At 62.6% G+C, this 20,146-nt stretch carries 19 protein-coding genes; 9 read left to right on the forward strand and 10 right to left on the reverse strand.

Annotation, left to right across the window (positions count from 1 at the left end):
* Positions 1–15: 15 nt before the first annotated feature.
* The 3 genes from KK137_RS06135 to KK137_RS06145 are packed head-to-tail and all read left to right on the forward strand — an operon-like array spanning position 16 to position 1,751.
* The gene (locus tag KK137_RS06135) at positions 16–306 is read left to right on the forward strand and encodes an acyl carrier protein (protein WP_214535280.1); all 291 of its coding nucleotides are present in this window, start codon (positions 16–18) and stop codon (positions 304–306) included.
* 9 nt (positions 307–315) lie between these two features.
* Positions 316–981, forward strand: coding sequence for an alpha/beta hydrolase family protein (locus KK137_RS06140; RefSeq protein ID WP_338027988.1), 666 nt, complete (start codon positions 316–318; stop codon positions 979–981).
* Positions 978–1,751, forward strand: coding sequence for a hydrolase 1, exosortase A system-associated (locus KK137_RS06145; RefSeq protein WP_214535281.1), 774 nt, complete (start codon positions 978–980; stop codon positions 1,749–1,751). The genes KK137_RS06140 and KK137_RS06145 overlap by 4 nt, the downstream gene beginning before the upstream one ends.
* A gap of 129 nt (positions 1,752–1,880) precedes the next feature.
* Here the strand turns inward: KK137_RS06145 and KK137_RS06150 are convergent, their stop codons facing one another.
* The 7 genes from KK137_RS06150 to KK137_RS06180 all read right to left on the reverse strand — a co-directional run bounded on the left by KK137_RS06150 (position 1,881) and on the right by KK137_RS06180 (position 9,969).
* The gene (locus KK137_RS06150; protein WP_214535282.1) at positions 1,881–3,077 is read right to left on the reverse strand and encodes a class I SAM-dependent RNA methyltransferase; all 1,197 of its coding nucleotides are present in this window, start codon (positions 3,075–3,077) and stop codon (positions 1,881–1,883) included.
* Complete coding sequence (locus KK137_RS06155) at positions 3,074–4,462, reverse strand: NAD(P)H-hydrate dehydratase (RefSeq protein WP_214535283.1); 1,389 nt, start codon at positions 4,460–4,462, stop codon at positions 3,074–3,076. Before KK137_RS06155 ends, KK137_RS06150 begins: the two co-directional genes overlap by 4 nt.
* Positions 4,449–4,802, reverse strand: a complete 354-nt coding sequence (locus tag KK137_RS06160) for a hypothetical protein (protein WP_214535284.1) — start codon at positions 4,800–4,802, stop codon at positions 4,449–4,451. The genes KK137_RS06155 and KK137_RS06160 overlap by 14 nt, the downstream gene beginning before the upstream one ends.
* Positions 4,802–6,661 carry a dihydroxy-acid dehydratase gene (ilvD, locus tag KK137_RS06165; RefSeq protein WP_214535285.1) on the reverse strand — a complete coding sequence of 620 codons (1,860 nt, stop codon included), beginning with the start codon at positions 6,659–6,661 and terminating at the stop codon, positions 4,802–4,804. Before ilvD ends, KK137_RS06160 begins: the two co-directional genes overlap by 1 nt.
* A 102-nt stretch (positions 6,662–6,763) precedes the next feature.
* On the reverse strand, positions 6,764–7,495 hold the full coding sequence (locus tag KK137_RS06170; RefSeq protein ID WP_214535286.1) for an N-formylglutamate amidohydrolase: 732 nt from the start codon (positions 7,493–7,495) through the stop codon (positions 6,764–6,766).
* Complete coding sequence (locus KK137_RS06175; protein WP_214535287.1) at positions 7,492–8,304, reverse strand: 4-(cytidine 5'-diphospho)-2-C-methyl-D-erythritol kinase; 813 nt, start codon at positions 8,302–8,304, stop codon at positions 7,492–7,494. Before KK137_RS06175 ends, KK137_RS06170 begins: the two co-directional genes overlap by 4 nt.
* A 9-nt stretch (positions 8,305–8,313) precedes the next feature.
* On the reverse strand, positions 8,314–9,969 hold the full coding sequence (locus KK137_RS06180; protein ID WP_250893602.1) for an electron transfer flavoprotein-ubiquinone oxidoreductase: 1,656 nt from the start codon (positions 9,967–9,969) through the stop codon (positions 8,314–8,316).
* 82 nt (positions 9,970–10,051) lie between these two features.
* On the opposite strand from KK137_RS06180, the gene KK137_RS06185 reads away from it, so the two are divergent.
* The 4 genes from KK137_RS06185 to KK137_RS06200 all read left to right on the forward strand — a co-directional run bounded on the left by KK137_RS06185 (position 10,052) and on the right by KK137_RS06200 (position 13,528).
* Positions 10,052–10,804 carry a uracil-DNA glycosylase family protein gene (locus KK137_RS06185; RefSeq protein ID WP_214535288.1) on the forward strand — a complete coding sequence of 251 codons (753 nt, stop codon included), beginning with the start codon at positions 10,052–10,054 and terminating at the stop codon, positions 10,802–10,804.
* Entirely contained in the window at positions 10,801–12,552 is a 1,752-nt protein-coding gene (locus tag KK137_RS06190) for a lytic transglycosylase domain-containing protein (protein WP_214535289.1), read from the forward strand. The genes KK137_RS06185 and KK137_RS06190 overlap by 4 nt, the downstream gene beginning before the upstream one ends.
* Positions 12,552–13,079 (forward strand): molybdenum cofactor biosynthesis protein B, encoded by a 528-nt coding sequence (moaB, locus tag KK137_RS06195; protein ID WP_214535290.1) that lies wholly within the window; start codon positions 12,552–12,554, stop codon positions 13,077–13,079. The genes KK137_RS06190 and moaB overlap by 1 nt, the downstream gene beginning before the upstream one ends.
* 179 nt (positions 13,080–13,258) lie before the next feature.
* Positions 13,259–13,528: a hypothetical protein gene (locus tag KK137_RS06200; protein WP_214535291.1), complete on the forward strand. Its 270-nt coding sequence runs from the start codon at positions 13,259–13,261 to the stop codon at positions 13,526–13,528.
* Positions 13,529–13,537: 9 nt separating this feature from the next.
* Here KK137_RS06200 and KK137_RS06205 read toward each other — a convergent pair whose 3' ends face one another.
* A complete protein-coding gene (locus KK137_RS06205; RefSeq protein ID WP_250893603.1) occupies positions 13,538–13,867 on the reverse strand; it encodes a hypothetical protein in 330 nt (109 codons plus the stop codon).
* Positions 13,868–13,940: 73 nt separating this feature from the next.
* Here KK137_RS06205 and KK137_RS06210 point away from each other — a divergent pair, with 73 nt between their 5' ends.
* Positions 13,941–15,026: a PA0069 family radical SAM protein gene (locus KK137_RS06210; RefSeq protein ID WP_214535292.1), complete on the forward strand. Its 1,086-nt coding sequence runs from the start codon at positions 13,941–13,943 to the stop codon at positions 15,024–15,026.
* Positions 15,027–15,197: 171 nt separating this feature from the next.
* A complete protein-coding gene (locus tag KK137_RS06215; protein WP_214535293.1) occupies positions 15,198–16,289 on the forward strand; it encodes an OmpA family protein in 1,092 nt (363 codons plus the stop codon).
* 105 nt (positions 16,290–16,394) lie between these two features.
* Here KK137_RS06215 and KK137_RS06220 read toward each other — a convergent pair whose 3' ends face one another.
* Together KK137_RS06220 and dnaE are read right to left on the reverse strand one after the other, a co-directional pair.
* Positions 16,395–16,595 (reverse strand): hypothetical protein, encoded by a 201-nt coding sequence (locus tag KK137_RS06220; RefSeq protein ID WP_214535294.1) that lies wholly within the window; start codon positions 16,593–16,595, stop codon positions 16,395–16,397.
* Positions 16,596–16,614: 19 nt separating this feature from the next.
* On the reverse strand, positions 16,615–20,097 hold the full coding sequence (dnaE, locus tag KK137_RS06225) for a DNA polymerase III subunit alpha (protein WP_214535295.1): 3,483 nt from the start codon (positions 20,095–20,097) through the stop codon (positions 16,615–16,617).
* Positions 20,098–20,146: the final 49 nt, after the last annotated feature.

The raw sequence follows: 20,146 nt of genomic DNA on the forward strand, positions 1-20,146 counted from the left end.
GAAGGGGCCATGTGCATGTCGAGTGAGCCGGTTTCCATGGGCGAGTTTTCCGAGACCGACCTGATCCTGCGCGAAGTGCTGCGCGATGTGCTCGGGCTGAGCCCGGAGCGGGTCGAGGCCTTCACCCTCGACACGGGTCTGTTCGGCCACCTGCCCGAACTCGACTCGATGGCTGTGGCGGGTCTGCTGACCGAAATCGAGGATCGTCTTCACATCATCATCGAAGATGACGAGGTCGATGGCGAAATGCTCGAGAGTTATGGGGCGCTGCTCGGCTTCGTCGAGACCAAGCGCCGCGGCGGCTGATCTCTTCCAGTGCTCGCCGCCTGGCCCAGCTCTGCCGGCGAAGACGAGTACGCGCTGACGATTGGCGCCAGCGGCGGAACCCGGATTCTTGTCCTGCCCGCGCTGTTCGACGAAGCCAATAAGCTGCGCCATTTCACCGTAGAGGTCATGCGCCAGCTTGAACGGGCGGGCATCGCCTCTGTCCTGCCGGACCTTCCCGGTTGCAACGAGAGCCGGGCCCCGCTCGCATATCAATCGATCGAGACCTGGCGCGAGGCGGCAACCGATGCCGCCTCATTCTTCGGCGTCACTCACGTTCTGACCCTGCGTGGTGGGGCCCTCGTAGCGCCATTCCGCTTGCCGGTGCTCCGCTACGCCCCGGCCACGGGATCCTCGATCCTGCGGGCCATGGTGCGCGCCCGTATGATCTCCAGCAAAGAAGCGGGAATCGAGGAAAACCGTGAAGCCCTGCTGGAACTTGGCCGCCATCAAGGCCTGGAACTGGCCGGATATCGGCTTGGCCCTCGGATGATCAGGGAACTAGAAACGGCGGAACCCGCTGACGGTGCCGCGCTAACCAACATAGCCCAGGGCGATCTCGGTGGAGCAGGCCTGTGGCTTCGGGCTGAACCCGACCACGACCCGTCCCAGGCCGACGCTCTCGCCGCACTCGTCGTGGCGGAGCTACTGGCATGAGTCGGCGGCATGTCACCTTCTCCTGTGAGGATGACACCCTCGTCGGCACACTCGATGATGCCGAGGGAACGGCAGGTTTACTGCTTGTCAGTGGAGGCAACGAGATCCGCTCGGGCGCCTTTGCCGGTCAAGCGCACTTGGCGGCCCGCCTGGCGGCGGCGGGGTTCCCGGTGTTCCGCTACGATCGCCGTGGAATCGGCGACAGCAGTGGCGCTAACCGGGAGTTTCGTGACAGCGGCGCCGACCTTGCGGCCGCGATCGCCGCGTTCAGGACCGAAAAACCGGATCTGACCCGCGTCGTCGGCTTCGGCAATTGCGATGCGGCGAGCGCCTTGATGCTCAATTCGGGCTCGGGCTGTGACGCTCTGGTGCTGGCCAACCCCTGGACTATCGAGGAGGACGACGGCGCGCCTCCACCCGAAGTCATCCGGTCACGCTATGCGCAGAAGCTGCGCGATCCGAAGGAAGTCCTGCGCCTGGTCACCGGTGGGGTCTCTCTGCGCAAACTGGCCTCGGGCCTTAAGCGCGCAACGGCCGCGACCGCGGCGCCATCAGGACTTGCCCAGGAGATGAAAGCCGGGCTCGAAGCCTTCGCTGGACCCGTGCGAATCCTCATCGCGGATCGCGACCGGACGGCCCAGGCCTTCCTGGCCGATTGGGACCGTCACGACCCTCGTCTCTCGACTTGCGACTGCGCCAGCCATGCGTTTGTCGAACCCGACGCGCGGGAATGGCTGTTCCAGCGGCTTGTTACCGCTCTGAGCACCTAGCCCCAAAAAACCGTTTTCCTACAAGCTCTTGAATGGGCATGCGCTTCACTCATGCTCCTCATTCTATCGCTTTCCCCGCTTTTCTGCTGAACCCAGTCGCGAACCGAAAAATCATGTTCGGAAGCGGAACTACCGGACGAACAAACTCACCAGTTCGACGTGGTTGGACCAACGAAACTGGCCCACGGGCTTCAGGTCGGCCAGGCGATACCCGGCGTCGACAAGGACACGTCCATCACGTGCCCAGCTCGAGGGATTGCAGCTCACATAGACGATCCGCGGCACCGCGCTTGCGGCGAGCTGCATCACTTGTTCGCGCGCTCCCGCCCGCGGGGGATCGAGGACGACTCCGTCGAACGGGGAGAGCTCCTCAGGACGCAGAGGATTGCGGAAAAGATCGCGATGCTGAACCTCAACCGGCAAGCCGGCGCGCCCTGCGGCAGCGCGGCAGGCGAGCAGCGCCTCGCGCGAAGCCTCCGCGGCAGTGACACGAGCGGACCCCGCCAGGGCGAAGGCAAAGGTGCCAAGGCCAGCAAAGAGATCGGCCACCTTGCGGCATTCGGCGAGCCACTCACGCGCCGCTCCCACCAGCGCCGCTTCGCCGTCAGCCGTCGCCTGCAGGAACGCACCGGCCGGCATGGCCACATCGGAACCGGTGAAGGAGATGGTCACCGGCACCGGCTCCCAAAAGGTCTCCGCGCCATAACCCTGATCCAAGGTCAATCGGGCGAGGCCGTGATCGCGACAGAAGTCGAGCAGGGCCTCGGTTTGGACCAGCCCTTCGAGCGTCAGCCCCTTGATGGCGCAATCGACACCCTGGTTCACGAGCGTTAGCGAGATCTCGACAGCGTACTTGTCCCGCCGCGGCGCCAGCATGTCGCGCAAGGGAGCAATGAGGTCGAACAGGTCCGGGTGAAGGACGTGACATTCGCGCATGTCGACCACACGGTGCGAAGCGCCTTCGTTGAAGCCGATCAACGGCTTGCCCCCTCCGTTGATGGCGCGAAGCGTCGCGCGGCGCCTGGTGCTCGGCGGCGACAGGTGAACAGGCGCTACATGTTCGGGGATCAGTCCCTGCCCCTCGGCGGCGTTAAGCACTCGGTCCCGAACGAACCCCGCCAGCACTTCCTCGTCCAGATGCTGCAACTGGCAACCTCCGCAGCGACCGAAGTGGCGGCACGGCGGCTCGGCGTGATGCGGTCCGAATTCAAGCGTGCCATCGGGTAGCACCCGGTCTCCCGGCGCACTCAAGGCGACGTGGCGGCCCGACGCGGTGACGCCATCCCCTTTGGCCGCGACGCGAACGATCTCTTCTGATGTACTCACAACGTCGCCGCGTAGGCTTCCGAAACGTTGCGCGCCAGCCCTGAGGCAGTGAATGCGGGTCCGGCGAGACGTGCGGCCTCACCGTGGAGCCAAACCGCCTCGCAGGCTGCGGTAAAGCCGTCAGCTCCCGCTGCGAGCCGGCTGACGGCTATGCCCGAGAGAACGTCCCCGCTTCCGGCGACCGAGAGCCAGCTCGTCGCAGGCGGGGCCAAAGCGAGCCGTCCATCGGGCGCGGCGATGAGCGTATCGGGACCTTTCGCGACGACCACAGCTTGGGCCGCTTGCGCGAGTTTGGTGGCACGATCGATCCTGTTACCCTCGTCGATCCCGAAGCTCTCGCAAAGCCGCGCCATTTCGCCTAGGTGCGGCGTGAGGATCAAGGCGGCTGAGCGGCTCTCGCAGTGCCGGGGGCGCAGCAAGGTCAACGCATCGGCATCGAGTACGGTGGGCCGGTCGGCCGCGAGAACTTCGCCGAGCTTAACCCGAGCCGTTTCGTCGAGCCCGAGGCCCGGTCCGGCAAGGACTGCCGTGGTGCGCTCATCAGCGAGGAGATCTACCAGCGGGCCGCGCTTGAGGACCAGGTCGGGCGTGGCGGAAGGATGCAGCCCTTGTGCGGCGAGGCGCACGCAGCCGGCTCCCCCGCGCAAGGCCGCTTCGCTGGCCAATTGCGCGGCTCCCGGCATGACCCCGCCGATCACCAACACCAGCCCGCGAGTGTACTTGTGCGCGTCGATCGCAGGCGCAGAGAGGTGCGGTCGCGTGAGGAGCGTGGCAGCTCCCGCGATGGGTTCCACCCCGATCGGTACAAGGCGCCGCTGACCCATTGCCGCCATGGCCGGCATCAGCCAGTGCGCGAACTTCCAGGCGCCCAAAGCGACAGTGACGTCATTGGCGGGCAACCCCTCATTGAGAGGCCGGCCGGTGTCGCTGTCTATCCCGCTAGGCACGTCTACGGCCAAGAGGGCGGAGTGGCGAACCGCTTCCCGCGACAAGAGCGCGACTAGCTCCGGCGAGAGCGGCCGAGTCAGCCCGCTGCCGAACAGGCAATCCACCAGGACGCCTCCGTTCCCCGCCGTGTCGAAAGTTCCCCGATAACGCTCGCGCGCGGCCCTGGCTGCGTCTGTCGCAGGTTCAGAGGGCGCGACAACGACTACGTGCGTTCCGCGACGAGCAAGTTCCTGTGCAATTACATAACCATCGCCGCCATTGTTGCCAGGTCCGCACAGGACCGTAACGGACCTTCCATGAGCGATCCGCCAGATCCAATCCGCAACGCCCTTTCCCGCGCGCTCCATCAAGGAGCCCACACTCTCACCCCGGTCTATCAGCGCCTGTTCGGCCGCTCGCATCTGGGCGACAGTGAATATCTGGTCACTGCGCGTCATGGCTCAGGGCCTTGGGGGGAATGCGATAACGATCGAGGCCCACGGCGACTTCGATCGCGTCATCAGCCGGTACGACCGATGCGACCTGCGCCCCGTCAGCGACGGTGAGAGTCCGTCCATCGTTCGCTACAGTGAAACGGCGAAAGCCGCCTTCGGGATGGAGGACCGTTAGGATCAGGCCATCGGCACTTTCGCTACGTTCGATGGCGCATGTCCAGTCAAAAGTGCCCGCGCCGGCAAGGGCGCACTCGATCAGGCTCTCTGGATCCGACTGAGGAGCGCTGTTTCCCTGAGAGCAGGCCGTGAGCAGCAGCAATGCGGCGCTCACGGCCTTGCGCATCAGCGGCGGCCTTGGATCTGGCTCACGTCTCGCACGGCACCGCGCGCGGCGCTCGTCGTCATCGCGGCGTAGGCCTGGAGTGCCTGGGAAACTTGCCGGGGGCGCGGCTTGAGGGGGTGCCAGGCGGCATCGCCCTTTGCTTCCATCGCGGCCCGGCGATCGGCAAGGACCTCTTCGGAAACGGCCAAGTTGATGGTGCGGTTAGGGATGTCGATCTCGATAAGATCGCCCTCTTCCACCAGTCCGATCGCTCCCCCTTCGGCCGCCTCAGGTGAGACATGACCGATGGAAAGCCCCGAAGTGCCTCCCGAAAAGCGCCCATCGGTGATCAGCGCGCAAGCCGCGCCCAGCCCCTTCGACTTGAGGTAGCTTGTCGGGTAGAGCATTTCTTGCATGCCCGGTCCGCCGCGAGGTCCTTCGTAACGGATCACCACCACATCACCGGCGACGACATGCCCGGCGAGAATCCCGGCCACGGCCGCGTCCTGGCTCTCATAAACCTTGGCCGGCCCGGAGAACTTGAGGATCGCCTCATCGACGCCCGCGGTCTTCACGATGCAACCGTCGAGCGCAATGTTGCCCGAAAGTACAGCCAGCCCGCCGTCCTTGCTGAAGGCATGCTCGACCGAACGGATCACGCCGCCCTCGCGGTCGAGATCGAGTGCATCCCAGCGGCGCGACTGGCTAAAGGCGGTCTGCGTCGGCACGCCGCCCGGAGCGGCGGCATAGAACTCATGGACCTTGTTATTGCGCGTGCGGCCCACGTCCCAATCTTCCAACGCATCGCCCAGCGTCGGGCTGTGCACGGTCGGCAGTGCGGTATTGAGCAGGCCGCCCTTCTCCATCTCGCCAAGGATCGACATGATCCCTCCCGCCCGGTGGACGTCTTCCATGTGCACGTCGGACTTGGCTGGCGCGACCTTGCATAACACCGGCACCTTACGGGAGAGGCGGTCGATGTCGGTCATCGTAAAGTCGACCCCGGCTTCGTGCGCGGCCGCGAGCAGGTGGAGTACGGTATTGGTCGATCCGCCCATCGCGATATCGAGCGACATGGCGTTCTCGAAAGCGGAGAAGCTGGCGATAGAACGCGGCAGGACGCTCGTATCATCCTCCTCGTAATAACGGCGGGCCAGCGTCACCACGAGCCGGCCGGCCCTCTCAAACAGCTGCTTCCGGTCGGAATGTGTCGCGAGCTGCGAACCGTTGCCGGGCAACGAGAGGCCCAGAGCCTCGGTGAGGCAATTCATCGAGTTGGCGGTAAACATCCCCGAGCACGACCCGCAAGTCGGGCAGGCCGAACGCTCGATCGCGGCCACTTCCTCGTCGGTCATATGCTCATCGGCAGCGGCGACCATGGCGTCGACCAGGTCGAGCGCATGCTCCTTGCCCCGCAAGATGACCTTGCCGGCCTCCATCGGGCCGCCAGAGACAAACACGGCCGGGACATTCAGGCGAAGCGCCGCCATCAACATGCCGGGTGTGATCTTGTCGCAATTGGAGATGCACACCATCGCGTCAGCACAATGAGCGTTGACCATATATTCGACGCTATCGGCGATGAGGTCGCGGCTCGGCAGCGAATAGAGCATCCCGTCATGCCCCATGGCGATGCCGTCATCGACCGCGATGGTGTTGAATTCCTTGGCCACGCCGCCTGCGGCTTCGATCTCCCGCGCGACGAGCTGGCCAAGGTCCTTGAGGTGCACGTGTCCCGGCACAAACTGGGTGAAGCTGTTCACCACCGCGATGATCGGCTTGCCGAAGTCATCGTCCTTCATGCCCGTGGCGCGCCACAGTCCGCGAGCACCCGCCATATTGCGGCCATGGGTCGAAGTACGGGAACGATACGCGGGCATTGGCTTGGCTTTCCGGAACAGGCGCTAACACAAGTGGCGGCGCATTATATCAGATGGCGGGGCAGTCGAAGAACAAATCGGCAATCGGCGGGCAAAGCCCGGCTATCTCGCGAGCTCCTGCCTGACCAACGTGGCGATACGGCCAAGCCGCTCTGCCCAAGCGATCTGACCAACAGTGTCCGCGATCTGATCTTGGCGAACCTCGATCCCGACATATGGCACGCCGTTCGCCTCGGCATGGATGTTCATCGTCGCGTTGAGCAGCTTGCCCGAATAGGGCTGCTGGTCACCGACGACGAGTCCTTCGGCCTCAAGCAGCGGAATGGTCAGGCGGGAGGCCCAATCGTGCTCGTTGTAGAGCACACCGACTTGCCATGGGCGTCGCTCCTCGGGACGCGTCGTAAGTTGTGGCGTGAAGCTGTGCAGCGAGACGATCAGGCTGGGCGGTGCCTGCCTGATCAGCTCGGCCAGTGCTGAGTGATAGGGGCGATGAAAGCGCGCTAGGCGCTCTTCCCGCCCTGCGATATCGAACAGGTTGCCAGGGATGTCATGTCCGTCGCTGGCGTGGGGAATGACCGCCGATGCCTCTTCTTCACGGTTGAAGTCGCAGACGAGCCGACTGACATTCCCAAGGAAGGCTCCAATTCCCGGAGTTTCGGCCAGGCGCTCCGCCACCTGAGCCACGCCGATGTCGATCGCCACATGTTGATCGAGCAGCGCGCGATCGATCCCAAGATCGATATCCTCCGGCACCCTGTTAGAAGCGTGATCGGATACGACCAGGATGCCGCCGGTGACCGGGGTGCCCAGGATACGGTAAGCTTCCTCGGTCACTTCAGACTTCCTCTCAACTGCCACCAGTCGGGACGGCGTAAAGCCAGCGTTTCCGCGGCTTTGAGCATGACGTCATGACTGCTGTAGAGCGCAAAGCAAGTCGCACCTGAGCCGCTCATGCGAACTAGGTCGGCCGGTCCCGCGCGGAGTTCGCCGAGAACCTCGGCAACCGGCGGACACAGCGCGATCGCAGGCGCTTCGAGGTCGTTTCTCCCCTCACGGGCTATCTGGGATGCCGAGCCGGAAGGGAGCGCGCCCCGATCCACACCGTCCCAGGCGGCGAAGACCGGCCCTGTCGATAACGGCACGCGGGGATTGACGAGGAGGACGGTCGTTCCTTCGAGATCGTTGCCTACCGGTGCGAGCTGGGTACCCGTACCGCGACCGATGCAGGCTTTGCTTTCTACACATGCGGGGACGTCTGCCCCGAGCTTCGCCGCGCGCGCGGCCCAGTCCTCAGGCAAACCGTAAGCGTGGCGCACGAGGCGAAAGATCGCGCCAGCATCGGCCGAACCGCCACCAAGTCCTGCCGCTACTGGCAGGTTCTTTTCCAGGAGCACCGAAAGCCCCTCCGCGCGCGGAAGGAGCGACAGGGCCTTTGCCGCAATATTATTCAAAGGATCAGTGAGTTGCTCGGCGAACTCACCAACCACCCTCAGCTCATCTCGCGAAGCGGAGGCCGCACTCAGTCGATCGCCGCTGTCCACGAAAGCGAAGAGCGTCTCCAGTTCGTGGTAACCGTCCTCTCGCCGCCTCCGGACATGGAGAGCGAGGTTGATCTTGGCGTAGGCTGTTTCGGAGAGCTGCAAACCCGCTGCTCACATATTGGGATAATTGGGACCACCGCCGCCTTCCGGCGTGACCCATTCGATGTTCTGTGGCGGATCTTTGATATCGCAAGTCTTGCAGTGGACGCAGTTCTGGGCGTTGATGACCAGCCTCGGTTCCCCCTCCTCTACGCCGACGTACTCGTACACGCCTGCGGGACAGTAGCGGGTCTCAGGCCCGGCATAGACGGGCCAGTCCACCCGTTCGGGTATCGTCGGATCCTTCAGCTTGAGGTGGCAGGGCTGATCTTCCTCGTGGTTGGTGCCGGATAAGAATACGGATGATAGCCTGTCGAAGGAAACCTTCCCGTCGGGTTTAGGATAGGCGATCGGCCGATATAGATCGGCGCGCCGAGTTTCTCCCGCGTCCGTATGATGACCAAGCGAGAACGGCAGGCGGATGCCCACCGTCCGTAACCACATGTCGGCACCGGCCAGCAAAGTACCGAGTACATCCCCGAAGCGCGAGACCAGCGGCTGAGCGTTGCGCACCTGCTTGAGCTCGTCGGCTATCCAGCTTGTTCGAACGGCACTCTCGTACTCGGCCAGTTCGTCCTTCTCACGTTCGGAGGCGATCGCTTCTGCAATCGCTTCGGCGGCGAGTATGCCGCTCTTCATCGCCGTGTGGCTGCCTTTGATGCGCGGGACATTCACAAACCCGGCAGCGCATCCGATCAAAGCCCCGCCCGGGAACACCAGTTTGGGCACTGACTGCCACCCGCCCTCGTTGATTGCACGAGCTCCGTAGGCGACGCGTCGTCCACCCTCGATGACCGCTCGAATGGCGGGATGATGCTTCCAGCGCTGGAATTCTTCGTACGGGCTGATGTAGGGATTGGCGTAATCGAGCGCTGTTACGAAGCCGAGCGCTACCTGGCCGTTGGCTTGGTGATAGAGAAAACCGCCGCCCCAGGTGTCATTCTCCGAAAGCGGCCAACCCTGAGTGTGAATCACCCGCCCCGGTTCATGTCGGTCCGCGGGTATGTCCCACAACTCCTTGATACCCAACCCATAAACCTGCGGCTCACTGTCCGCCTCTAGCGCAAAATGAGCCTTGAGCCGCTTGGTCAGATGACCCCGCGCACCTTCCGCCAGCAAAGTATATTTGGCGTGGAGTTCCATTCCCGGTTGATAATCCACCTTGTGCGAACCATCGGCGGCGACGCCCATGTCCTGTGTCGCCAGGCCCATGACCGCGCCATTCTCGTCGAACAGCACTTCGGAGGCCGGGAAGCCGGGAAATACCTGGACGCCAAGAGCTTCCGCCCGTTCCGCCAACCAGCGGCAGAGGTTGCCAAGCGAGCCGGTGAAACAGCCGTCGTTCGACATGAGCGGCGGCAGCAGGAAATGCGGCATGCCCCATTTGCCGTTCCTGGTCAGGAACCAATGGTGGTTCTCGACCACGGGCACTTCGGCAAGATCGCAATTCTCGCGCCAGTCGGGCAACAATTCGTCGAGAGCCCGAGGATCGATCACCGCGCCACTGAGAATGTGAGCACCGACTTCGGACCCCTTCTCGAGCACGACGATCTCAAGATCCTCGTTGAGCTGCTTCAGGCGGATCGCCGCGGCGAGACCCGCGGGTCCGGCACCAGCGATCACCACGTCGACCGGCATGGCCTCGCGTTCTGGATGCTCGGCGTTCATCGGCGGTATTCTGTTTGGGGGGTTAGCATGGCTTGGGGACTTGATCGCCGCATGCCGGCAGGTCAAGACCCGAGCGCACCACATGAACAGCCGCCCCGCCCAGACACTCGCAGACAGTATTGCCGCCGCCCAGGCCTGGTGGCGCGATGCGGGCGTCGACATGGTGTTCGGGGACGAGCCGGTTTCTTGGCTCGCCGAGAAGGCACCTGCAAAAGCCGTGGCGGCAGTGCCCGTCCGTCCCGTCCCCCCGCCGGAGCCCACCATTCCACCCATCGGCGGTGAGCGAAGCGCGTGGCCGGACGAACTCGCGGCCTTCAATCAATGGTGGCTAGCGGAGCCAAGCCTTGGCCAAGCCAGCTCTACGCCGCGGGTACCGCCCCGTGGCGATCACTCCGCCTCCGTCATGATAATCGTGCCGATGCCCGAAGCTGGCGACACCGACAGTCTGCTCGCAGGCCCCCAGGGCAGGCTGCTGGGCTCTTTCGTAAAGGCGATGGGACTGTCTCCGGACCGGGCCTACTTTGCTTCGGCTCTGCCTCAACACATAGATATGCCCGACTGGGAACGGCTGTCTTCTCAAGGCCTTGGTGAGATAATCACTCACCACGTCCAAATGGTAAATCCTGGCCGACTGATCGTTTTCGGGACCGGCATTCTACCGCTCGTGGGGCACGATCCAGCGCAAGGCACTCCCGCGATCGGCAAATTCGCGATTCAAGGCGGCTCGCTGCCGCTTTTAGCGAGCTACGCGCCCGGGCGATTGCTTGATCACCCCTTACTGCGCGCCTCGCTCTGGCGGCGATGGCTTGAATGGACGGACGGGGACACGCGATGAGGAAACTGATGCTCGCCATGGGCGCGGCAACTGTGATGTGCGCCGTGCCCGCCGCTGCACAGCCCACTAGGGAGTATTTTTCGGGCCGGGTTTCGCGCAGCGAGGCACCCCGGCAACTCGACCAGAAGTCTCGCGACTATTACGCGGCCGTATTCGCGGCAATCGATAAGCAGGATTGGGCTGGCGCCGAAACCTTGCTGTCACAGCGCGAAGGAATCCTCCATCCGGTTGCCCGGGCGGAGATCTATCTCGCGGCCAATTCGCCCAAGGTAGACTTGCCCCGGATCGAAGCCTGGTTCGCCACCGGCCGCGACTTGCCCCAGGCGGATCGTCTTGCACGTCTCGCTTATACGCGGGGGGCCACCGCCATGCCCGAGTTGCCCTATGAGCAGCGCTTTTATGCGACGGGCGGCGCGACCAAGCGTACGCGGCCTCGCTCAATCGAAGACGGGACCATGCCCGTCGACATCCGCACCGCCATCCAGGATCGCATCACCAACGATGACCCGGATGGTGCGCGGCTCTTGCTTGATGGCATCGACGCCCAACTGAGCCCCGAAGCCCGAGCCGAATGGCGCCAGAAGGTCGCGTGGAGCTATTACATCGAGAACATGGACACCCAGGCCTTCGCCCAGGCCGCGACGGTCGGGGCCGGTACCGGCCCGTGGGTGGCGGAAGGCGACTGGACCATGGGTCTTGCGGCCTGGCGGCTTGGCGATTGCGAGCAGGCCGGGCAAGCCTTCGAGCGAGCGGCGTACGGTGCTTCCAACACAGAACTTCGCGCTGCGGCCTATTACTGGGCCGGGCGCGCGGCGTTGCGCTGCCGCCAGCCAGAACGCAGCGCGGAATTCCTGCGCCTCTCCGCCGGGGCTGACGAGACACTCTATGGCATGCTGGCGGTGGAGCAGTTGGGGACTGTGCTGCCCGATCGGCAGGCAAAGGCCGATTTCTCCGACGAGGATTGGCGGCGCATTGGCGGTATCAACAATGTCCGCGTCGCGATCGCGCTGGCCGAAATCGGTCGCGACAAGTTGTGCAGCCAGGTCCTGTTGCACCAGGCGCAAATCGGCGACCCAGGTGACTATGGCGCCCTCTCCCGACTTGCCCGGGATCTCAGCTTGCCGTCGACACAGCTCTACATGGCCAACAACGCCCCAAACGGCGCGCAGGCCCATCCGGCGTCTCAGTATCCTTCACCGAAATGGGCGCCCATGACCGGTTGGCGGGTCGATCCCGCACTCGCATATGCTCACGCCTTGCAGGAATCTAGTTTCCGTTCAGAAGCGGTGAGCCCGGCAAAGGCCCAAGGATTGATGCAAATCACCCCGATCACCGTGCGCCAACACGCTCCAGGTCTGGGAATGAGCGTCAATCAGGTCGACATCTTCAACCCGAGCGTCAACCTCGCCTTCGGCCAGCAGAACCTCGAGATGCTGCGCGACAGTCCGGCAACCGGTGGAGCGCTCCCCAAGATCATCGCGGCTTACAACGCCGGCCTCACACCGGTGACGCGCTGGAATTACGAAGTTCGCGATCAAGGCGATCCGCTGCTTTACATGGAATCAATTCCCTATTGGGAAACCCGCAGCTACGTCTCCATCGTGATGAAGAATTACTGGATGTATGAACGGCAGGCGGAGGCCTTGTCAGGAAGCCGCATCTCCCTGGCTCAGAACGCCTGGCCGGCATTTCCGGGAAGCCACGAGACTGGAGGCGGTCGCGTTTATCTATCTGCCGGGGCCAACTGATGGCGATAGATTTAGAACGTCAATTCAAGCCGATAAATATCGCTCTTCTCACCGTTTCCGATACGCGCGGGCCCGCTGAAGACACCTCGGGCGACATCCTGGCGGAGCGCATCCAATCAGCCGGTCATAAGCTGGCGGCGCGCGCGATCGAAAAGGATGACGCCGATGCGATCGTTCGCCGCTTCAACAACTGGATCGACGACCCTCAAATCGATGCCATCGTCTCGACCGGCGGGACCGGTCTGACCGGCCGCGACGTGACGCCAGAGGCGATCGACCGGATCAAGGAAAAGGATATCGAGGGATTTGGAGAGCTGTTCCGCTGGATCAGCTACCAGTCCATCGGCACCAGCACAGTTCAGTCGCGCGCCTGCGCCGCAGTTGCGCGCGGGACCTATCTCTTTGCCCTCCCCGGTTCGAACGGCGCAGTGAAGGACGGGTGGGACGGCATTCTCGCCGAGCAACTCGACAGTCGCAACCGCCCCTGCAATTTCGTCGAGCTGATGCCCCGCTTGCGCGAGAAATAGCGCACTGCCTTCGCTGATTTCAGCGAAAGCTCATCGCCCCGTCATGATGCTCATCCCGATGCGTGCGCATCATCCGCGCCATCACCCGCAATGGAGATGGAGCGAAGGCAATGACCTCGAAAGGCGATACGACGAAACGTTCAAGCTTGCGATCCGCCAGCGCATGGCTGCCACTGCTGATGTCAGGAGCGGCGACCGGCCTCCTGCTCGTCTATCTGACAACAGGCCCGCACGAACCGTACATGGTCGTCGAGAACGGGATTGCCCGCCCCGACGAGAGTTCCACTGCTCGTCTCTGGCAACTGCTCATGCTCCTGCAGTTGCCGTTGATCGGTTGGCACGCGATCCGATGGTTCGAGCAAGACCCCAAGGGCACGATGAAGGTGATCGCGATGCAGGCACTAGCGATCGTCGCCGCAGCCACGCCGGTCTTCTGGCTCGATATGTGACAAAAGACATTAGCCCAGGCGATAAGGCGTAGGATCACCAATCTCGGCAACGAGCTCCTGCCGGGCCTTGGCGAAGCACTGCGCGTACCGCTCGGAAATGTCCTGGCGATCGCGGCCGGTCAGCGCGGTGGCAAGGTCGATTAGACCTTTCTCCTCAAGAGCCGCGGTATCGCGGACAAGATCGCTTTCTTCGAGGCTGAGATCCCGGGCGAGCAAGCGCGTCGCCCTGATGCGCTGGCGGAAGTCGAAGTCCATCAGGCGAGCGGACTCGAATTCCTCCTTCTTCAGCATGGCACGGCGAAGATCCCAGACCATCGCGTGAATATGGCGCGTAGTCATCCGAACGCAAGAACATGGCCACCCTTGCGATCTTCAATTGCCCTCCCCTCATGTTCCCTGTATGTTCCCATCTATGGAACGTCGCCTGGATCCTGCCGTACCGGGCCGTGGTGCCCAATCCGGGTCAGTTCCCGATCGTTTCGGCCTGGCCCAAAGGGAGCAGGACGGCGATTGGCGGGACTACATGGAAATTCTGGACGGACCCCCTGTGAAGCTCCGCACCACAGTTACCGAAGAGCATCCGAAGACCATTCTCACCTTCAACCAATCACCTGACATTGGCTTCGATCGCTCGATCAACGCCTATCGGGGATGCGAGCACGGTTGCATCTACTGCTTTGCCAGACCGACACATGCGTTCCACGACCTGTCGCCCGGACTGGATTTTGAGACCCGGCTGTTCGCCAAACCCAATGCCGCGCAGCTGCTGTGCGAGACCCTGGCACGGCCACGATACAAACCGAAGCCCATCGCGATGGGAACCAACACGGATCCCTATCAACCCATCGAGGGAAGATATCGGATTACCCGCTCTCTGCTCGAGGTGTGCCTGGCAACCCGTCATCCAGTGACCATTACGACCAAGTCCGACCGAGTCCTCAAGGACCTTGATCTCCTAACCGAACTGGCGCGGCTCGATCTCATAGCGGTGGCGATCTCGGTAACCACCTTGGACACGAGGCTCTCCGGACTGCTCGAGCCAAGGGCGCCCGCGCCTGGCAAGCGATTGGCAGCTTTGAAATCTCTGGTCGAGGCCAAGGTCCCCGCTCATTGCTCGATCGCCCCGATCATACCTGCGATCACGGACGAGTTCATGGAAGACATCGTCTCCCGGATCGGGGCTATCGGCGTGCGCTCGGTCGGCTGGATTCCCCTGCGTCTTCCCCACGAGGTCGCCCCGCTGTTTCGCGAGTGGCTTTCGGTCCACTTCCCCGACCGGGGCGACAAGGTGATGGCGATCGTGCGATCGATGCGAGGAGGGCGAGACAACGATCCCGATTTTTTCACCAGGATGAAGCCTAGTGGCGTCTGGGCGGACCTATTCCGCGCGCGCTTTCGGATTGCGAAAAAACGGGCGGGTATCGAAATGAACCGCTTCCAACTCGACATCGGCAAATTTGTTACCCCCTCTTTGGACGGTCAGTTGCAACTTCTCTAGCAACACTGCGGTAACGCGCCGGAAGTGCAGCTTTTTCACAACAATAGGGGAATAAACGGAGTTCGGAGCACACCCAATCATCATAATGGGCTTGCCAGGGTCGTGCCGCTTGTTTCAAGACTTGAAATAGGGATCCGTCCGCACACGGCCCGACGAAGGGGAATAAAAAACATGCGCAAATTAGCACTCGCGCTCGCGTCAGCGTCGACGATCATTGCATCGCCGGCTCTCGCGAGAGACGACTTCAGCTACGGCGGTATTGGTATCGGCGTGGTCTTTCCAAACGAGATCGATTACGAAGTTGTCGGCACTGACGATGTCGTCACCGCCGATCCGGGCAACAACTGGAACCTCGAATTCGAGGGCGTGATCGGTCACGACTTCGGCCTCCTGCGGGTCGAAACCGAAGCCGCCTACAAGAAGTTCGACATTGAGACGCTTTCTGCCCCGCTGCCGGTGGGCACTCTCGACGTCGCCGACGGCAACGTCACCGTGATGAGCGCGATGCTCAATACGCTGATCGACATTGGCGGTAATGACGACGTCGGGTTCTCGTTCGGCCCCGGCCTCGGCATCGCCGGTGTCGACGCCGAGATTAACGATCCGGGCTTTATCAACGCGGAAGATATCGGCTTTGCCTGGCAGGGCGTTGCCGAACTGCGCGTGCCGGTCAGCAGCACCATCGACCTTGGCCTGAAGTACAAGTTCTTCAACGTCGAAGGCATCAAGCAGAACGCGGGTCAGTTCGCCGACGTTCCGGTTAAGAGCGGCCTGAGCAGCCACTCGCTGCTGGCGACGCTGAAGTACAACTGGGGTGGACCGCCGCCGCCGCCGCCGCCGGCCCCGCCGCCGCCGCCTCCCCCGCCACCTCCCCCGCCGCCGCCTCCGCCGCCTCCGCCGCCGGTAGCGCGCTGCAACCAGGGTCCGTTCATCGTGTTCTTCGATTGGGACAAGTATGACATCACGCCGGAAGCGGCGACGATCCTGAACAACGCCATCACCGCGTACAGCAACTGCGGCACGGCCTCGATCATGCTGGCCGGTCACACCGACCGTTCGGGCACCGAAGAGTACAACATGGCTCTTTCGGCACGCCGCAACACCAGCGTTCAGAACTATCTGACCGGTCGCGGCATCCCCGCAGCCCGGATCTCCAGCCAGGCGTTCGGTGAAACCATGCCTCGCGTGCCGACTGCTGACGGTGTGCGTGAGCTGCAGAACCGCCGTGTGGAGATTACTTACGGTCCGGGTTCGGGTCGGTAATCACCATCCAAGGCAAAGAAATTGGCCCGGGAAGCACTGCTTCCCGGGCCTTTTCCTTTTTGGTCTTCGGAAACGCGTGAACGCCCGTCGTAAACTCGCGATCGGTCAATCCATCAGCAGGAATATGCCGAACGAGAGCCCTGCACCGATCAGAAAGACGGCCCACGACCAGAAGAACTGGAAATCAGCCACCACGACCTGACGAACGTTGAGCATTCCGCCCGTCGCCCCACTCGACCCGATAAAAAGTGACACGATCCCCGCCAGGAAGGCGCCGAGCACAATGGCTTTCAATAAGGCGAACACCGCTTCTCCCTCCCTGGTTTCAGGCGACTAATCTCAGACTCGCTTGTGCCCGACGCGTGGTTAAGGACACGTTCGCAAGGCCTTCGACGTGCGCTAGCCGCTCTGCCAGTTCTCCATCGAGCCGGAAGTTGCGGCCTAGTCGCATGGAGACATCTTGGCCCTCGCCGATATGCAATCGTGCCACGACCTCACCTCTGCCCCCCTCGCCGTTCCCGGCCTTATCCTCGCTCAACGCGAGGCGAAGTTCCCCCAGCGCCTCCAGGTTATGGACATCGAGCATCAACAGCATCCGTGCCGAATTGCTCACTTCTGCCAAGGGTCTAGCTCCCCTGACAGTGATCCTGGGGGGTTCGTCGGGGCTAGGTGAATCCAACTCGACGTTGAGAAGCACGCACACCGAATCCGCCGCCCATCGCTGGAAACTCTCGACGAGTCCCTCCTCGAAACACGCTGCGGTGAATTGTCCCGAGGAATCCGAGAAGTCGGCCCGAATGAATTCACTGCCCTTCCGGGTACGTCCCTTGCTTACACCTTCGACCAAAGCGGCCATCACGGCGGATTGGCGACCTCCCGCGATCCCGGACTCCATGAGGCCGGCATAGCTTCGCGCCCCGTTTGCCGAGGCGACCGCGCGAAATTGCTGGACCGGATGAGCAGCGAAGTAGAACCCGAAGTTTTCTCGTTCGGTCGACATCTGGTCCGAACGGCTCCAGGGCTCGACATCGGCAAGCAAAAGCGATGGTTCGGCATGATCGGCTCCCCCGAATAATCCGCCCTGACCGCTCGTCCGCTCGCGAACCGCGGCATCTGCGACTGCCAATAGCCGGTCGGCATTGGCGAGGACCTTGGCCCGGTTGGGTTCGAGACCATCGAAGGCACCGGCCCCGGCCAACCCTTCGATTTGACGCCTGTTCATCGCGCCTGGGGGCATCCGGCGGAAGAGGTCTTCCAGGCTTTTGAATGGTCCGTTCGCCTCGCGCTCGGCAACGACTTGCTCCATGGCCTTCTCGCCGACATTGCGGATGCCTGCCAGGGCATAGCGGACTGCGTAGCCAATATCGGTTTGCTCGACGGTAAACTCCGCCTCGGAATGATTCATGTCCGGGCCCAGCAACACGAACCCGTTCCGCCGCAAGTCATCGACGAACACCGCCAGCTTTTCGGACTGGTGCATGTCGAAGCACATCGAGCCCGCATAGAACTCTTCGGGATAGTGGGTTTTCAGCCAGGCTGTCTGATAGGCAAGTAATGCGTAGGCTGCAGCGTGACTCTTGTTGAAGCCGTAGCCGGCGAACTTGTCGATCAAATCGAACAGTTCGTTAGCCTTGCCCTTCTCGATCCCGGACACTTCCTTGCACCCCTCGACGAACCGCGCTCGCTGCGCGTCCATCTCGGACTGAATCTTTTTGCCCATGGCGCGACGCAGCAAGTCCGCGTCGCCGAGTGAATAACCCGCCAGGATCTGCGCGGCTTGCATCACCTGTTCCTGGTAGACGAAGATACCGTAGGTCTCGGCCAAGATCCCTTCGAGTTTCGGATGCGGATATTCGATCGCCACCTCACCGTTCTTGCGCTTGCCGAACAGGGGGATGTTATCCATCGGGCCAGGTCGATACAGTGAAACCAGCGCGATGATGTCTTCGAACATGGTCGGCTTCACAGCCGAAAGTGTGCGCCGCATCCCTTCGGATTCGAGCTGGAACACGCCGACTGTGTCCCCGCGTTTGAGCAAATCGTAGACTTGGGCATCGTCCCACGGCAGCGCGCTCAGATCGACCTCGATCCCACGCCGCGCCAACAGGTCGACCGCCTTGCGAAGAACGGACAGCGTCTTGAGGCCGAGGAAGTCGAACTTCACCAGGCCCGCATCCTCGACGAACTTCATGTCGAACTGCGTGACCGGCATGTCTGACCGGGGATCGCGGTATAACGGCACGAGCTGTGCCAGCGGCCTGTCGCCGATCACAACGCCCGCCGCGTGGGTCGAGGAGTTGCGGGGGAAACCCTCGAGTTGCATCGCGAGGTCGACGAGGCGCTTCACTTCGTTGTCGTTCTCGTACTCCCGCCGGAATTCACTCACCCCGTTGAGCGCGCGAGGCAGCGTCCAGGGATCGGTTGGATGGTTCGGCACCATTTTGCACAGCCGGTCGACGTGGCCGTAACTCATCTGCAGAATTCGGCCGGTGTCGCGCAGCACCGCGCGCGCCTTGAGCTTGCCGAAGGTGATGATCTGCGCGACCTTATCGTACCCGTAACGCTCCTGTACGTAACGGATGACTTCTCCGCGGCGCGTTTCGCAAAAGTCGATATCGAAGTCCGGCATCGAAACGCGCTCCGGGTTGAGGAAGCGTTCGAACAGCAGACCCAGGCGAATGGGATCGAGATCGGTGATCGTCAGCGACCATGCTACGAGCGACCCGGCACCCGAACCGCGCCCCGGACCAACCGGAATGCCTTGTCCCTTGGCCCACTTGATGAAGTCGGCAACGATCAGGAAGTAACCGGGAAAACCCATGCGAGTGATAACATCGACCTCGAAGTCGAGGCGATCGAAATAGATCTGCCGCTCTTCGGCAGTCAGGCCTTCGTAAGGCTCGAGCCGGGCGATAAGCCCCGCCTTTGCATCCGCCGCGAGCATGCGAGCCTCACCTTCGAGGTCTCCCGCAAGGCTGGGCAGGATTGGCTTGCGCTTCGGCGGCGCGAAGGCACACCGCTGGGCCACCACTAGTGTGTTTGCGGTAGCTTCGGGCAAGTCGCCGAAAAGCTCCTCCATCATGGCCGCCGACTTGATGAAAGCCTCCGGGCTCGATCGAGGGCGTTCGGCACTGTCGAGATGGGTCGAATTTGCGATGCACAGCATGGCATCGTGCGCCGAGTGCATGTGGGGCTCGCCGAAGTTGGCGGGGTTCGTCGCCACAAGGGGCAGGTCGAGCTCGTAGGCGAGATCGACCAAGGCATCCTCCGCTTCATCCTCCGCCGCCATACCCCGCCGCGCCAACTCAATGTACAACCGCCCGGGGAAAAGCGCGGAAAGCCGCTGCAAATGGCCTTTTGCCCGCTCTGACTTTCCATCAGCGAGAAGCCGCGTAACCGCACCCTCACCCGCGCCAGTCAGTGCGATCAGGCCATCGGTGTAGCCTTCAAGATCGCTGAGAACGACATGAGGATCTTGTTCGAGCGGTCGATCGAGATGCGCGCGGCTGACCAGGTGACACAGATTGTTCCAGCCCGCCTCGTCCTGCGCATAGAGGGGGAGGTAGTCGATTGGCCCCTCCAAATCTCTCGAAACGCCGAGCAAGGTGCCGACGATAGGCTGTATGCCTTCACCCTTGCAGGCCGATGCAAAGGCCGTAGTGCCGTAAAGGCCGTTCCGGTCGCAGATCGCAATCGCCGGGAAGCCGCGCTCCTTCGCCAGCTTGGCAATCGCCTTGGGATCGATGGCCCCTTCGAGCATCGAATAACTGGATAGGACGCGCAGCGGAACGAACGGAGCAAACGGCATGCTTTGAGATTTAGGCTTCAGACCGAAAATCGGAAGAGCGATCCTTTGG

It is taken from the genome of Croceibacterium selenioxidans, from assembly GCF_018599195.1.
Taxonomy (GTDB): Bacteria; Pseudomonadota; Alphaproteobacteria; order Sphingomonadales; family Sphingomonadaceae; genus Croceibacterium_A; species Croceibacterium_A selenioxidans.

Bases quoted from the DNA above. Each gene is read 5' to 3' on its own strand.
- KK137_RS06180 (WP_250893602.1), bottom strand. From the start codon at position 9,969: ATGAACGCCGAGCATCCAGAACGCGAGGCCATGCCGGTCGACGTGGTG.
- KK137_RS06210 (WP_214535292.1), top strand. From the start codon at position 13,941: ATGGAACGTCGCCTGGATCCTGCCGTACCGGGCCGTGGTGCCCAATCC.
- KK137_RS06185 (WP_214535288.1), top strand. From the start codon at position 10,052: ATGAACAGCCGCCCCGCCCAGACACTCGCAGACAGTATTGCCGCCGCC.
- ilvD (WP_214535285.1), bottom strand. From the start codon at position 6,661: ATGCCCGCGTATCGTTCCCGTACTTCGACCCATGGCCGCAATATGGCG.
- moaB (WP_214535290.1), top strand. From the start codon at position 12,552: ATGGCGATAGATTTAGAACGTCAATTCAAGCCGATAAATATCGCTCTT.
- KK137_RS06145 (WP_214535281.1), top strand. From the start codon at position 978: ATGAGTCGGCGGCATGTCACCTTCTCCTGTGAGGATGACACCCTCGTC.
- KK137_RS06215 (WP_214535293.1), top strand. From the start codon at position 15,198: ATGCGCAAATTAGCACTCGCGCTCGCGTCAGCGTCGACGATCATTGCA.
- KK137_RS06200 (WP_214535291.1), top strand. From the start codon at position 13,259: ATGTCAGGAGCGGCGACCGGCCTCCTGCTCGTCTATCTGACAACAGGC.
- KK137_RS06135 (WP_214535280.1), top strand. From the start codon at position 16: ATGTCGAGTGAGCCGGTTTCCATGGGCGAGTTTTCCGAGACCGACCTG.
- KK137_RS06160 (WP_214535284.1), bottom strand. From the start codon at position 4,802: ATGCGCAAGGCCGTGAGCGCCGCATTGCTGCTGCTCACGGCCTGCTCT.
- KK137_RS06155 (WP_214535283.1), bottom strand. From the start codon at position 4,462: ATGACGCGCAGTGACCAGATATTCACTGTCGCCCAGATGCGAGCGGCC.
- KK137_RS06190 (WP_214535289.1), top strand. From the start codon at position 10,801: ATGAGGAAACTGATGCTCGCCATGGGCGCGGCAACTGTGATGTGCGCC.
- dnaE (WP_214535295.1), bottom strand. From the start codon at position 20,097: ATGCCGTTTGCTCCGTTCGTTCCGCTGCGCGTCCTATCCAGTTATTCG.
- KK137_RS06205 (WP_250893603.1), bottom strand. From the start codon at position 13,867: ATGACTACGCGCCATATTCACGCGATGGTCTGGGATCTTCGCCGTGCC.